The organism is Saccharophagus sp. K07, from assembly GCF_014336955.1.
GTDB lineage: Bacteria > Pseudomonadota > Gammaproteobacteria > Pseudomonadales > Cellvibrionaceae > UBA5868.
Genome location: NZ_QRAI01000002.1, coordinates 90702 through 103355 on the forward strand (window position 1 = coordinate 90702; position 12654 = coordinate 103355).

The 12654-nt window shown below is 49.4% G+C and carries 11 protein-coding genes; 3 read left to right on the forward strand and 8 right to left on the reverse strand.

The window, feature by feature from the left end; all coding sequences use genetic code 11:
* Positions 1-10 precede the first annotated feature (10 nt).
* The 3 genes from DWB84_RS06880 (at position 11) to DWB84_RS06890 (ending at position 3358) form a co-directional block, all read left to right on the forward strand.
* Positions 11-631 (forward strand): chemotaxis protein CheB, encoded by a 621-nt coding sequence (locus DWB84_RS06880; RefSeq protein ID WP_222868075.1) that lies wholly within the window; start codon positions 11-13, stop codon positions 629-631.
* Complete coding sequence (locus DWB84_RS06885) at positions 621-1835, forward strand: hybrid sensor histidine kinase/response regulator (RefSeq protein WP_222868076.1); 1215 nt, start codon at positions 621-623, stop codon at positions 1833-1835. The genes DWB84_RS06880 and DWB84_RS06885 overlap by 11 nt, the downstream gene beginning before the upstream one ends.
* Before the next feature lie 113 nt (positions 1836-1948).
* Entirely contained in the window at positions 1949-3358 is a 1410-nt protein-coding gene (locus DWB84_RS06890) for an MFS transporter (protein WP_187409051.1), read from the forward strand.
* On the opposite strand, the gene pqqE is transcribed toward DWB84_RS06890, so the two are convergent.
* From pqqE to sodC, 8 genes are all read right to left on the reverse strand, one after another.
* Positions 3343-4458, reverse strand: coding sequence for a pyrroloquinoline quinone biosynthesis protein PqqE (gene pqqE / locus DWB84_RS06895; RefSeq protein WP_255428887.1), 1116 nt, complete (start codon positions 4456-4458; stop codon positions 3343-3345). The two genes, DWB84_RS06890 and pqqE, sit on opposite strands and share 16 nt — an antisense overlap.
* 253 nt (positions 4459-4711) lie before the next feature.
* Complete coding sequence (pqqD, locus tag DWB84_RS06900; protein ID WP_187409053.1) at positions 4712-5002, reverse strand: pyrroloquinoline quinone biosynthesis peptide chaperone PqqD; 291 nt, start codon at positions 5000-5002, stop codon at positions 4712-4714.
* Positions 4995-5738, reverse strand: a complete 744-nt coding sequence (pqqC, locus tag DWB84_RS06905; protein WP_187409054.1) for a pyrroloquinoline-quinone synthase PqqC — start codon at positions 5736-5738, stop codon at positions 4995-4997. The genes pqqD and pqqC overlap by 8 nt, the downstream gene beginning before the upstream one ends.
* Positions 5735-6652 carry a pyrroloquinoline quinone biosynthesis protein PqqB gene (pqqB, locus tag DWB84_RS06910; RefSeq protein ID WP_187409055.1) on the reverse strand — a complete coding sequence of 306 codons (918 nt, stop codon included), beginning with the start codon at positions 6650-6652 and terminating at the stop codon, positions 5735-5737. The genes pqqC and pqqB overlap by 4 nt, the downstream gene beginning before the upstream one ends.
* A gap of 51 nt (positions 6653-6703) precedes the next feature.
* Entirely contained in the window at positions 6704-6775 is a 72-nt protein-coding gene (gene pqqA / locus DWB84_RS06915; RefSeq protein ID WP_187409567.1) for a pyrroloquinoline quinone precursor peptide PqqA, read from the reverse strand.
* Positions 6776-7526: 751 nt separating this feature from the next.
* Positions 7527-8660 (reverse strand): hypothetical protein, encoded by a 1134-nt coding sequence (locus DWB84_RS06920; protein WP_187409056.1) that lies wholly within the window; start codon positions 8658-8660, stop codon positions 7527-7529.
* A gap of 214 nt (positions 8661-8874) precedes the next feature.
* Positions 8875-11286: a catalase gene (locus DWB84_RS06925; RefSeq protein WP_187409057.1), complete on the reverse strand. Its 2412-nt coding sequence runs from the start codon at positions 11284-11286 to the stop codon at positions 8875-8877.
* A 188-nt stretch (positions 11287-11474) separates the two neighbouring features.
* Entirely contained in the window at positions 11475-12062 is a 588-nt protein-coding gene (sodC, locus tag DWB84_RS06930; protein ID WP_222868077.1) for a superoxide dismutase family protein, read from the reverse strand.
* Between the last annotated feature and the right edge of the window lie 592 nt (positions 12063-12654).

The window sequence follows — 12654 nt, forward strand, 5'->3', positions numbered from 1 at the left end:
GCAAACCGGCATGAGCGAATCTATGTCGTTACAGGAATTTATGAACGGTCGTCAGCACGAGATGGAAGCCATAGTTATTGGGGCATCTGCCGGCGGCGTCAGTGCATTACTGGCGATTTTGTCGCCGCTGCCGCGCAACATGCGAATTCCTATCATAGTTGTGTTACACGTAGCGGAAGATAAACAAAGCAAATTGGCTGAAGTGTTTGCTCACAATCTCGCGCCGCCAGTGGTATTTGCCCAGGACAAAGCTTTCGTGGTGCCGGGCACAGTGTATTTCGCTGTGCCCGGTTATCATCTTTCCATCGAAAAGGGCCGTTGGTTTTCTCTCAGCCGGGAAGAACCTCGCTATTTTTCCCGGCCATCCATTGACTATCTCATGATGTCCGCAGCGGATGCCTACGGTTCTGCTCTGCTGGGAATTCTGCTCACCGGGGCCAGTGAGGACGGCGCGGAGGGCATGGCATGTATTGCCAGTTCAGGTGGTTTCACTGTGGTCCAAGACCCAGACGAAGCCGAGTTTTCCATCATGCCGCAAGCCGCAATTGATTTATTTACGCCGCAGCAGATTTTATCGTTGCAGCAAATCCGGACGCTGGTTTTTCTCCTGGAGACTGTTAATGTCGGATGACCACAAAGTCATGTTGGATGATCAAAAAGCCAAACTGCTGATCGTAGATGATTTGCCCGAAAATCTGCAGGCGCTCAGCAAAATCATTGAGCAGGAGGACCGTCTTATTTATTCGGCTCAATCCGGGGAGGCCGCACTCGCTTTATTGCTGGAGCACGAATTTGCCCTGGCAATTTTGGATGTGATGATGCCTGGCATGAACGGATTTGAATTGGCGGAATTAATGCGCGGTACGGAAAAAACCCGGCATATCCCTATTGTTTTTGTTAGTGCCGGGGGACGGGAACTGAATTACGCCTTTAAAGGTTATGAAACCGGCGCCGTGGATTTTCTGCATAAACCGCTGGATATAGCCGCGGTAAAAAGCAAGGTCAATGTATTTGTTGCACTCTATCAACAGCGCAATGAAGTCAAACGTCAATTGACCATTCTGGAAGAAAATCGTCGTATTCTCGCCCAGACCAAAGCCGAGCTCGAACACGCGCTGAAAATGCGCGATGACTTTATGTCCATAGTTGCGCACGAATTAAGAACGCCGCTCAACACTTTGTATGTTGATACCCAATTGCGGCAAATGCAGATTGAGCGCGGAGATTTTCAGGCGTTTTCGCCAGATAATTTGCGTTTGATGATCGAACGCGATGCATTGCAAATTCGCAGTATGATCCGCCTGATCAGCGATATGGTGGATACATCGCGTATCAAAAGCGGCAAATTGAGCATTCGTCCGGCGGAAACCAATTTGTCGCTATTGTTGCAACGTCTGGTGGAAGGCACCGCATTGCAAGCGCGCGCTGCGGGATGTGAACTGTGCTTGGCGGCCGAGGAAAATGTGATCGGCTTTTGGGATGAATTTAGGGTCGAGCAGATCATTGTCAATTTGTTGACCAATGCCTACCGCTATGGGGGTGGAAAACACGTGGAAATTGCCTTGTGCACCTACGACGGCGTGGCGGAAATTCAGGTGCGCGATCACGGCCAAGGCATAGCACCGGAAGCGCAAGAGAAAATTTTCGATAAGTTTGAACGCCTGGATTCCTCCAATGTGCGCGAAGGACTGGGTATGGGGCTCTATATTGCTAAACAATTGGCGATGGCGCACGGTGGGAATATAGATGTCGTCAGTGAGCCTGGAGAAGGGGCGTTATTTCGAGTTGTACTGCCTTTGACAGGGGAAATTCATAAATCGAAGGCGGATATCTAAAACGGCTCCCATATGCGTGCGTCAAAGCTGGATTGGTAAAGGGGGGAATCCAACTCAATCACGCAGCTTGCTGTGTTAAATTGCATCTTCTCCCAACGACACATGTATCTGACATGCCTGGCGAATCCTTAAACAAGCAAGCCCGTCGTATCGCATTGATCGTTGGTGGCACCTTTTTTATGGTGCTGCTCGACAGTGCAATCATCGCCACCTCTCTGCCTCGTATGGCGCAAACCTTCGACGTCAAACCCGTCGAACTGAGTATTGGCATCAGCATTTATTTGCTGTCGGTCGCGGCCTTTGTGCCCCTAGCTGGTTGGCTTTCCGACCGTTTCGGCGCGCGGCGGATTTTTCTGTTTTCCATAGTGCTCTTTTCCCTGGCTTCGGTTGCCTGCGGAGTTGCCGGAAATTTGTGGGAATTTGTTTTGGCTCGCGCGGTGCAGGGGCTTGGCGGTGCGCTTATGACGCCTATAGGCCGGGTGCTGGTATTAAACCACGCACCCAAGACGGAGCTGGTGCGGGCTATGTCCGTGATCACATGGCCAGCATTGACGGCGCCGGTCATAGGCCCTGTAATCGGTGGTTTTATTACTACCTATTTTTCCTGGCGCTGGAATTTTTTAATCAACCTGCCGCTGGGATTGATTGCATTTATATTGGTGCTGCGTCTGATTCCCAGCACGCCCCCCGTAGGGCGGCGAGCTTTTGATCCCAAAGGTTTTGTGCTGTCTGCCAGCGCATTGATTTGTTTGTTGTTGGGCCTTGAATCCCTAGCGCATCAATGGATCGGCTGGGCACCTGCGGGCATACTCGCTGCGGTTGGGGGATTGTTGGGTTGGGTGGCTATAAGGCATTTTCATCATGTCTCCCAGCCGCTGTTAAATTTGCGCACCTTTCGCATTCACACATTTGCCATCACCAATATTTCCGCGGGCACTTATGTGCGTATGGGCATCAATGCGACGCCGTTTTTGCTTCCTTTGCTACTGCAACTTGGGTTTGGTTATACACCGGTGGAAGCAGGCAGTTATGTGTTCGTCTATTTTCTTGGCAATCTGGGTATGAAAACCGTCACCACAGCTGCACTGAAATGTTTCGGCTTCCGCAATGTTTTGGTGATCAACGGTGTTTTGTGCGGCGTGTCGATTTGTGCCTGCGCCACCTTCGCTCCGGAAATACCGAAACTGGTGATTATGGCGATTCTGTTTTTCGCGGGTCTTACCCGTTCCATGCAGTACACCGCGTTGAATACGCTTTCGTTCGCGGATGTTCCCGCCGCTTTGCGCAGCTCCGCGTCGACGCTCTCTTCCATGCTAATGCAAATTGCCATGGTGTTGGCCATTGCTATGAGCGCGATTTTGCTCAATGTCTCGCGCGTGCTGTCACAACGCGACACTCTCGCGCTGATGGATTTTTCCGTCGCTTTTGCGGTGATGGGATTGGTGGTGGCAGGTGCTTCCCTGGCTTTTTTGCGTTTGCCAAAGGATGCGGGAGCGGAAGTTTCTGGTCACGATGAAATGTGATCGCTGGCGATCAGGTTTTTGGAATTCTGCATATTGCGAAATAACAATGGTGTGGCGTCGCCAATATAAGCCTTGTCGATTACCTCGGTAATGGTGTGATGCAACGGGCTTTTATCGCATACCGGATCTGTATTGGCCGCATCGCCTGTGAGCATAAAAGCCTGACAGCGGCAGCCGCCAAAATCTTTTTCCTTTTCCGGACAGCTGCGGCAGGGCTCGCGCATCCACTCATTGCCGCGAAATTGATTGAATCCCGGTGAGTCGCGCCAGATATAGCCAATGTTGTGATGCCGCACATTGGGAAATTCAAACGGCAGTTGCCGCGCGCTGTGGCAGGGCAGGGCGGTACCATCCGGTGTGATAGTAAGAAAAATATTGCCCCAACCGTTCATGCAACGTTTGGGTCTGGTTTCGTAATAATCCGGCACTACAAAAATAATTTTCCTGCGCGCGCCGAATTTTTCTCGGTACTGTGCTACCACGGCTTCCGCTTTTTGTAATTGTTCTCGCGTCGGCAATAGCTGCTGTCGATTGTGAAACGCCCAGCCGTAATATTGGGTGTTGGCGAGTTCCACATAGTCAGCCTGCAATTCCATGGATAAATCCAGTATCTGCGCGACCTGATCAACATTCTGTCGATGCAAAACAAAATTCAGCACCATCGGGTAGCCGTGACGTTTGATCTCTTTTGCCATAGCAATTTTTTGCGCAAAAGCTTTATCGCTGCCGGCGAAAAAATTATTCAGTTCGGCGCTGCTCGCCTGGAAGCTCACCTGAATATGATCTAAGCCGGCAGCTTTTAAATTTGCCACTTTATCGGCTGTCATTCCCACGCCGGAGGTAATTAAATTAGTGTAATAGCCGAGTCTTCTGCCTTCGGCTACCAGCTCCGGCAGATCTTCGCGCACCAAGGGCTCACCGCCAGAAAATCCCAATTGCACCGCGCCCAGTTGGCGCGCTTCGCGCATTACGCGAAACCATGTTTCTGTATCCAATTCGTTATTGATTTGCGCAATCTCGATTGGATTGGAGCAATAAGGGCATTGCAGCGGGCAGCGGTAGGTGAGTTCGGCTAACAACCAAAAGGGCGCAGTTTTCATAGAAAAGAACCACATTCACATCGCGACTTCGGATCGCGACGTCTGGAAAAGAGAAAACAACTATCCGGCTTTATCGAAGGATTCCTTATCATCCGACCGGACATCGGCTAAATGTTTCTGTGGTCGGGGCGAATCCAACCAGGGATAGGTCTGGGTCTGGGATGGGGCGGTAGGCGTTCTATTCCCGGCGGGATAAAGCACCGAATGTTTTCGATTGGATAGGTCCTGCATTAAATAATGCAAATGTCGTTGTTTAATCATAAGTCGTCAGCCATTGTTTTCCAAAAGCAATTGAAAGAAATTCCAAGACATCCTGTTCGATATTGTGTGCATCCGGGAATTGGTGTTGTAAGTCCTCGATAATCGTTTGAATGGTGGACTTTCCATTGCAGCGGGACAGAATTTCCCCGCCGCTGAAATTAAGCTTGATCATGCCCTCGGGATACAGCAATACATAGGCTTGCTGCGTCTCTTCCCATTGCAGGCGAAAGTGGGAGTGAATCGTCGGAATCCATTCTTTCTTCGGCAAAAGCGTTTCACTCATAAATCGGTCGATCGCAATTGTGATAGGGCGGAGTCTGGTGGACGTAGGCCATTGTCATGGCATCCAACATGCTCCACAAAATATCGAGCTTAAATTGCAGAATATTCAGCGCGTGTTCCTGCTGTTCACGCGTAACAAAATAATCCAGTGTGACGCGCAAGCCATGTTCCACATCGCGGCGCGCTTCAGACAAGCGGCTGCGGAAATATTGGTATCCGCTCGGTTCAATCCAGGTGTAATAAGTTGGCCAATTATCCAATCTGCGCTGGTGAATATCCGGCGCAAATAATTCCGTTAGAGATGAACAGGCCGCTTCCTGCCAAGTTGCGCGGCGGGCAAAGTTCAAATAAGCATCCACGGCAAAACGCACGCCGGGGAGCAAATGGCGGTGGTCCAATAGTTCCTCGCGCGCCATGCCGCAGGCTTCGCCAAGGCGCAGCCAGGCTTCAATACCACCTTGTTCGCCGTTGCTGCCGTCGTGATCAATAATGCGCTGCACCCACAAACGTCGTGCATCGCGGTCTTCACAATTGGCGAGAATTGCAGCGTCTTTGATGGGAATAGTCGTCTGATAATAAAAACGATTGGCCACCCAACCGCGAATTTGTTCCGGCGTGCAGCGGCCGCTGTTCATGGCCACGTGAAAAGGGTGGTGAATATGGTAATAGGCACCTTTCGCGCGCAGGCGCGTATCAAATTCTTCCCGGCTCCAAGCCTTTTGCTCTGCGCCACTCATGCAAAAAACTCCAATTCCATACCGTCGTAAGCCACTTCGATATTGTGGTGTGCAAGCTCTGCGCGTTCCGGCGAGTCTTCATTGAGAATGGGATTGGTGTTGTTGATATGAATAAGAATTTTGCGCGGTTTAGCAAAAGTATTTAAAACCTCAATCATGCCGCCGGGCCCGGATTGCGGCAAATGTCCCATGGCGCTCGCCGGTTTGCTGCCGACGCCTGCCACTGTCATTTCATCTTCCCGCCAAAAAGTGCCATCCACCAGCAGGCAATCTGCATCGCGCATTAAAGGCAATAAATGCTTTTCCACCACACCTAAACCCGGTGCATAAAATACCTTTTTTCGACTCAGCAAATTTTCAATCACAATGCCGATATTGTCGCCCGGTTGGGGATTTAGGCGATGGGGCGAATAGGGCGGTGCTTTGCTGCTGAGCGGTACAGGTGTAAGTCTCAGCCCATCAATGCCGGCAATGGAAAAAGGTAGATCAAATTCAATGCGGTGGCGGTGAATCCCGCCGTTCCATGCATCCAAAATGCGAAAAATCGGAAAGCCACTCGTCAGATCTTCGTATACACAATCGGTGCAATACACTTGATGTGGGCAACCTTCGCGCAGCATCAACAAACCTGTGGTGTGATCGATTTGGCTGTCCATAAAAACAATAGCGGCAATACCCGTGTCTCGTTTGCCTTCGCGCGGTTGTATAGCTGGGAAGGCTTCAAGTTGAGCGCGGATATCCGGCGACGTATTAAAAAGGATCCAATGTCCCCCATCCATGCTGACGGCAATCGAGGATTGCGTACGCGGCACGGCCCGCAGGGTGCCCTGGCGAACACCGTGACAATTGGCGCAGTTGCAATTCCACTGAGGAAATCCGCCACCCGCAGCGGAGCCCAAAACGCGGATTTTCATATGAATAGAGAAGGGAAAAACGCGGCTAGCCGAAGCATAGCCGCGCAACAATCAGCGATTGCTGAAATACATAGTGACTTCAAAACCGATACGAAGATCTTCAAATGATGGTTTGGTCCACATAACTATTTCCTCAAAGAGTTGAGTTGAAAATGCCCCAATGTGAAACAAATACCCGCATTTATCATAATTTTAAAATGACCATAATGGTCAGCAGGCAACCCAAGCTATTGTGTAGGAAGATGTAGAGCAGGGAAGTGCGCTCGTTCACGTAATGGGCAGAGCGTTGTAATTATAAATAAGGCGTTAAGTGCCAATTTGCTCAGAAACCCTGTAGGAACTGTGGTTTTATGTATCTGGCAGAGATTTTGTTTTCTGGATTTTAAAAATCCTTTTAATAAGCCAAGGAGCTTTAGCTATTTGTTCAATTTAGATGAATGCAATTGAATCTAACCTCAAGGTTCTCTGGTAATTCACCGGTATATGTCAACCTGTTTCCAGGTGCTTTGGGATTGTGCGGATGTGCCCAAGGTGATATGAGGATATTGCCGTCTGTTAAACGGCTTCCCAGGATATATTCGCGAGCAGCGATAAAGTCATTTTCTCCGTCGATACATTGCAGCAGAATACCATGCCCGGCAAAAATTTCCGCTCGGCAACACTGCAAAATAATTGGATTTATATTGAGCTATTCAAGTCGCGAGATGGGTGTGGAAATATCAACAAGTGCAAGCTCATCACTCTCGGCAGAGAGTGGCATGCTTCGGAATTAATCCGTTTGAACAGGATCGAGTATGCGACACGCAGAGAGGTCCGGCGATATATAAACTCAGTTGAATTCGAGTGTTGGGCTCATTCAAAATTTATGTATCCATCAATTAAATATCCACGGACTTCCAAATAAAATATCCAGACTGTCCGGATGCCAAACAGCGTCAAACTCCGCGTCAATAGTAATTGGCCCGTTATGGCCGGGCTCAGCGATCATAAATAAACGATTAAAGTGATCAATCCCGCGCGCCATTATTCCATAGTCGGTATGAGGCAAGCCGAAGGTATGGCCAAGTTCGTGTAAGCTCGCCCCCATTCCTGTAGAGCAGTTTGCCCAATAACTGCCTCTGTAGGCGCTATCATCCGGCAATATTTCAGTATCAATCTGTGTGTCGTCGGAAAATCGAGAGGGGATTTCTTCTATGGTTCTCGGACAAGTATGTAAATGCAAGCCGCCAAAAATGCCCAGATTGCCTCCACCTAGGGCTGCGTGAGCGAGCATTTGGCCGTCTGCATAACTCGAAAATCCCATAATCACCAAATATTTATAGTTATTTTGCGCCTCGGTTTGCAGTTGCTCCTGTAACGAGTAGTAGATATCCAGTCCTTCCATCGCATAAAGCTCGTCGCGAGTTTCTCGCACTTCAAAGACTTCAATCAGCGGCATGCCGTCATCATCTTCCACTAAAGAATAGGTTTGATGAGTGCCTGTGGCTCTATACAACATTTCCGCAGTCGCCGATTGCATCATCAAACTTTGAACCGACACTATTTGCTTTGCAGTTTCTAAATCATTGGCAACACCAGGGGCTGCTAAAAACTGTCCGTCGTCGTTGGCTGCAATAGCGTAAATGGTTTTGATCTTTTTCGGATTATCTTCAGGTTCGTAGTGGAGGGTGGCGCTGACACTGCCGGTGGAGCTTTGCAGGCAAATATCATTCTCACCTCTTTCTAATAAAACAGCACCTTTAAAATAACTCTCTTCCACTGGCCAAGTATAGTTTTTTCCGGCAACCGTAATATTTAAACTGGTTTCGCCGCCCGGACATTGACCATACAAAATGGGCAGTCGGTACGAGATGATTTCGCCATCGGAAAAATTTAACAGCTCGCATCCCGCGTCAGTTGCAGGCATAACCGAGCACGCCCCCACTTCCTCTTCGACAACATTGTTATTGCCCCCGCAGCTTGTTAGAAGCAAAAAAATAAAGGAAAAATGAAAGGCTCTCATATTCATAAACGTGTTCCATGATTTATGGGGATTGCAGGGTTGAGAGGTGGTGATGTTGCCAAAAGGATTTTCAAGCTACTCGTAAAGCCCACTACCGTCAAGGTTTGCTAAAGAAGCTTTGGGTATATGGGGGACGGGCTTGTTAGAACAGAATGTGGAATTCGTAATAAATAACCTGCGATAGAATCATCGGGTGTGACACCCGATGATTCCGAATCGTTTAAACAACCGGTGGATAGGTCTCACGAATATAAAAGCGATGTGACGTGAGAACTGAGGTAAAACTTGCATAACCGGCACTCCATTGCGCACTGGCCGCAGTGATAATGCCTGCATCTATAGAGCCATCCGGCAAAGTTGTAGGAATTCCTGCTGCGGCGAGCAAATCGGCTCCAATACCCAACGCCAAAATTGGCTTGCAGTGGCGATATTGTAAACGCACAAATTCCAGCGCGTGAGCATCGAGCGCTAGTCTCTGGCATGCATCCGCGCCGTCGGCAATTACCACTGCGTCATAGAGGACCGAAGGCCCAGCGTCCAGGGTAATTTCCACATCCAACGTGCCACCGTCAAGCGTTGTTATTTTTCCTAAGCGACCGGCGACAATACGCGGCACTGCGCCATCTTGTAACAATGCGGTGTAAATGGCTTTCACTGCATCGGCTTCCGCGCCATCAGCCACCAATATAGCTACATTGCGGGTGGCTATGCCCACCGCGCCCGGACGTGAAAGCAGTGATAACGCCGGTGACGGCGCGTAATTGTGCATTGGACGGGTGGTGGCGAGGGGAAGCGGAGGTGGCACATCCATGCCCAATCCTTCTGCTACTCCACTCGCCAATGTGAGGTCGACATTCGCTAATAAGGCTAATACGCGTTGCCGGACCGCAGGCACTTGCACACGCGTCAATTCAAAGCGAAACGCGTTGATAATATGATTTTTTTCTGTCTCGGTTTGGCTGATCCAGAATAAGCGTGCCTGTGAATAATGATCAGCAAATAATTCCGGTTTACCGCGCACTTTATCTTCGGCTGGTATACGCTCAGGAAAACTGCGAAAACCTGTTACGCCCGCCTGAAACGGACAGCCGCCTGCGAGTGAATTAGGCTCGTAATTGACGCGGCCGCGATTAATAGCCTGCCGATGGAAACCGTCGCGCTGGTTGTTATGGATTTGTGCAATCGGCGTATTGATGGGAATTTCGTGAAAATTCGGTCCGCCCAGGCGCGTCAATTGTGTATCGACATACGAATGGATACGCCCTTGCAGCAGCGGATCGTTGGTAAAATCCAGCCCGGGAATAATATGCGCGGTACAAAAGGCGACTTGCTCGGTTTCGGCAAAAAAATTGTCGGGATTGCGATTTAATACCAATCGACCAACGGGCGTGACAGGCACCAATTCTTCTGGAACGATTTTAGTGGGGTCCAGAATATCAAATGGAAACGCGTCGGCCTCTTGTTCGGTAAAAATTTGCAGGCCCAATTCCCATTCAGGGTAATTGCCGGATTCGATCGCCTCCCACAAATCGCGGCGATGATAATCGGGATCGGCGCCGCCAAGTTTTGCGGCTTCATCCCATACAAGAGAGTGAGTGCCGGCAATTGGTGTCCAGTGAAATTTGCAGAAAACAGATTCACCTTCTGCGTTAACCAGCCGGAAAGTGTGTACGCCAAATCCCTGCATAGTGCGATAGCTGCGCGGAATAGCGCGATCCGACATAACCCAGAGCAGCATATGAGCGGATTCCGGAGTCAGTGAAACAAAATCCCAGAATGTATCATGTGCGCTCGATGCCTGCGGCATAGCGTGGTGAGGCTCGGGTTTCAGCGCGTGTACCAAATCCGGAAATTTCATCGCGTCCTGGATAAAGAACACCGGAATATTATTGCCAACCAAATCCCAATTGCCTTGTTCGGTGTAAAACTTCACGGCGAAACCGCGCACATCGCGCGCCGTATCCATGGAGCCGCGCTCGCCGGCGACGGTAGAAAACCGCACAAAAACCGGCGTGCGTTTGCCTGCTTCGGCAAACGGTGCAGCTGCAGTGTATTGCGCGAGTGATTGATAAGCTTCGAAATAACCGTGCGCGGCAGAACCGCGTGCGTGCACAACTCGCTCAGGAATTCTCTCGTGATCGAAATGGGTCAGTTTTTCGCGCAGAATAAAGTCTTCCAGCGCCGAAGGGCCTCGCAGCCCGACTTTTAATGAATGCTGATTATCGGCTACTGGAACGCCTTGGTTAGTCGTCAATGCCTGGTTGCTGCTATCTACTCGCACACGATCGAGCGGAGCGACCGTAGCGTTATCACTAAAAATCGGTGCGCTGCTACCTGTTTTCTCAGAAGGATTAATTTCCGAAGACGTGCTTCCTGTTACATCGGGGCCGGGGGGATTGGTGGTTGCGCCCATTGTCGGGATGCGCGCCGCATCACCGTATTCGCCCGCTTTATTGGGATTGTGGGACATGGCGGCGGATGTAAGAATTTCACCACTTTTTTTCGATAACAATCGTTCACCGACATCATTGGACGCAGCAATACTGTCCGGTGGTGGTGATGAAGACGGCCCCGAAACCGTTTTTAAAATGGATCCTGCACCTTTTACATTATCGAATTTTTTCCCGCTCATGCCGCGCCTCGCTCATTGATCTAATATGAAAGCGCTAATTTGCGTGTTGATAAGCGAGCCATCTGTACGCCTACGTACAATTTGTTCTTTATTAAAATTATTTTGATTTTTACTGAGAATCGGGTTTGAGATTGCCAAATCTGCTTCGGTGGAAATAATAAAGGCGCCATTGAGGCGCCTTGTAAAATTTATTTGGATTCTTGCGAAACTCCGCCTGTCATTGGATCGTCAGAATTTTCCTGATCCGCTGTATTTTGCTTTTCCGCTATAACCCCACACGCAATTCGCGCACCACCGCCGCCGAGAGGTTCAGGATAATCAGAATAATTATCACTGCCCGCGTGAATAATCAGGGCTCGATTATTAATTTCAGACAATTTCAAGCGCGGAGCCACAATCGGCTGGGTTGATGTGCCATTGGTATTTACCGTAAGAGCGGGTAAATCACCTAAGTGTCCATCACCCCAAGGAGCTCCGTGCTTTTTGGCTTCATGTGGATCGTAATGGGAGCCTGCTGCGCCAGCCGCATTTATCTTTCCATCTTTTTCGGCAGGTTCACAGCTGCCATTTTCGTGAACGTGAAAACCGTGCTGGCCGGGTGGGAGATCTCGCAGATCTGGTTTAAATTGCACGCCATGTGTAGATTCGGTAACTGTGATGGAACCGATTTTTTCGCCAACACCTTTTTCGTTGACCAAATGAACGGGCACTATCACTTCTGCAGCTGCACTCGCGCTGAATGTGCAAATTGCCAGGGCTAATAATGGTTTCATCATCCGTATCCCCCTCAGGATTTTTGCTGTTTAAAAATCAGCATCTTCGTTGGCAAATGACAGGTGCTACCGCTTAAGCGAAACGTAGAAATTCGGACAGCACCATAGCCACTGACTATGAGCAATTTCCTTGCCGGGGGCTAAGAGCAATTTCCTTGCCGGGGGCTAAGCGGGAAATAGAGTGGTGCACGGATAAATATTGCTTTGCACCAAAATAATCAGAGTGCGCGCAAATGTGGTGCTGTCTCCTATTTGTTTTAAAAAAACGAAGCCACACAGAGCAAATTTTTCCAACAGCTCTTAAATCAATTTGTGTTGATTTGTGTGCCAATAATTACCAAAAGATTTCTTAATTAATTTGGGACGAGAAAGTATTGTTTTGGCGTCGATTGGCACATTTCGATTCAATGTCTGTGGGTGCTTACGTGCGAATGCGGAATGGGGTCGTTTCGTTTCGTGATATGGTTCGCAAAACAGGCTAAAAGCCCGTCCTCATTCAGGGAGTTGAGCTTTCATAATAAGCGAAGCGTGTATATTGGCGCGTGGCAACGTGCCGTTATCACCTTCTTCATTTGTAACCCTCCGTTTGGTTCTG

Bases quoted from the DNA above. Each gene is read 5' to 3' on its own strand.
- DWB84_RS06880 (WP_222868075.1), top strand. From the start codon at position 11: ATGAGCGAATCTATGTCGTTACAGGAATTTATGAACGGTCGTCAGCAC.
- DWB84_RS06885 (WP_222868076.1), top strand. From the start codon at position 621: ATGTCGGATGACCACAAAGTCATGTTGGATGATCAAAAAGCCAAACTG.
- DWB84_RS06890 (WP_187409051.1), top strand. From the start codon at position 1,949: ATGCCTGGCGAATCCTTAAACAAGCAAGCCCGTCGTATCGCATTGATC.
- pqqE (WP_255428887.1), bottom strand. From the start codon at position 4,458: ATGAAAACTGCGCCCTTTTGGTTGTTAGCCGAACTCACCTACCGCTGC.
- pqqD (WP_187409053.1), bottom strand. From the start codon at position 5,002: ATGAGTGAAACGCTTTTGCCGAAGAAAGAATGGATTCCGACGATTCAC.
- pqqC (WP_187409054.1), bottom strand. From the start codon at position 5,738: ATGAGTGGCGCAGAGCAAAAGGCTTGGAGCCGGGAAGAATTTGATACG.
- pqqB (WP_187409055.1), bottom strand. From the start codon at position 6,652: ATGAAAATCCGCGTTTTGGGCTCCGCTGCGGGTGGCGGATTTCCTCAG.
- DWB84_RS06920 (WP_187409056.1), bottom strand. From the start codon at position 8,660: ATGAATATGAGAGCCTTTCATTTTTCCTTTATTTTTTTGCTTCTAACA.
- DWB84_RS06925 (WP_187409057.1), bottom strand. From the start codon at position 11,286: ATGAGCGGGAAAAAATTCGATAATGTAAAAGGTGCAGGATCCATTTTA.
- sodC (WP_222868077.1), bottom strand. From the start codon at position 12,062: ATGATGAAACCATTATTAGCCCTGGCAATTTGCACATTCAGCGCGAGT.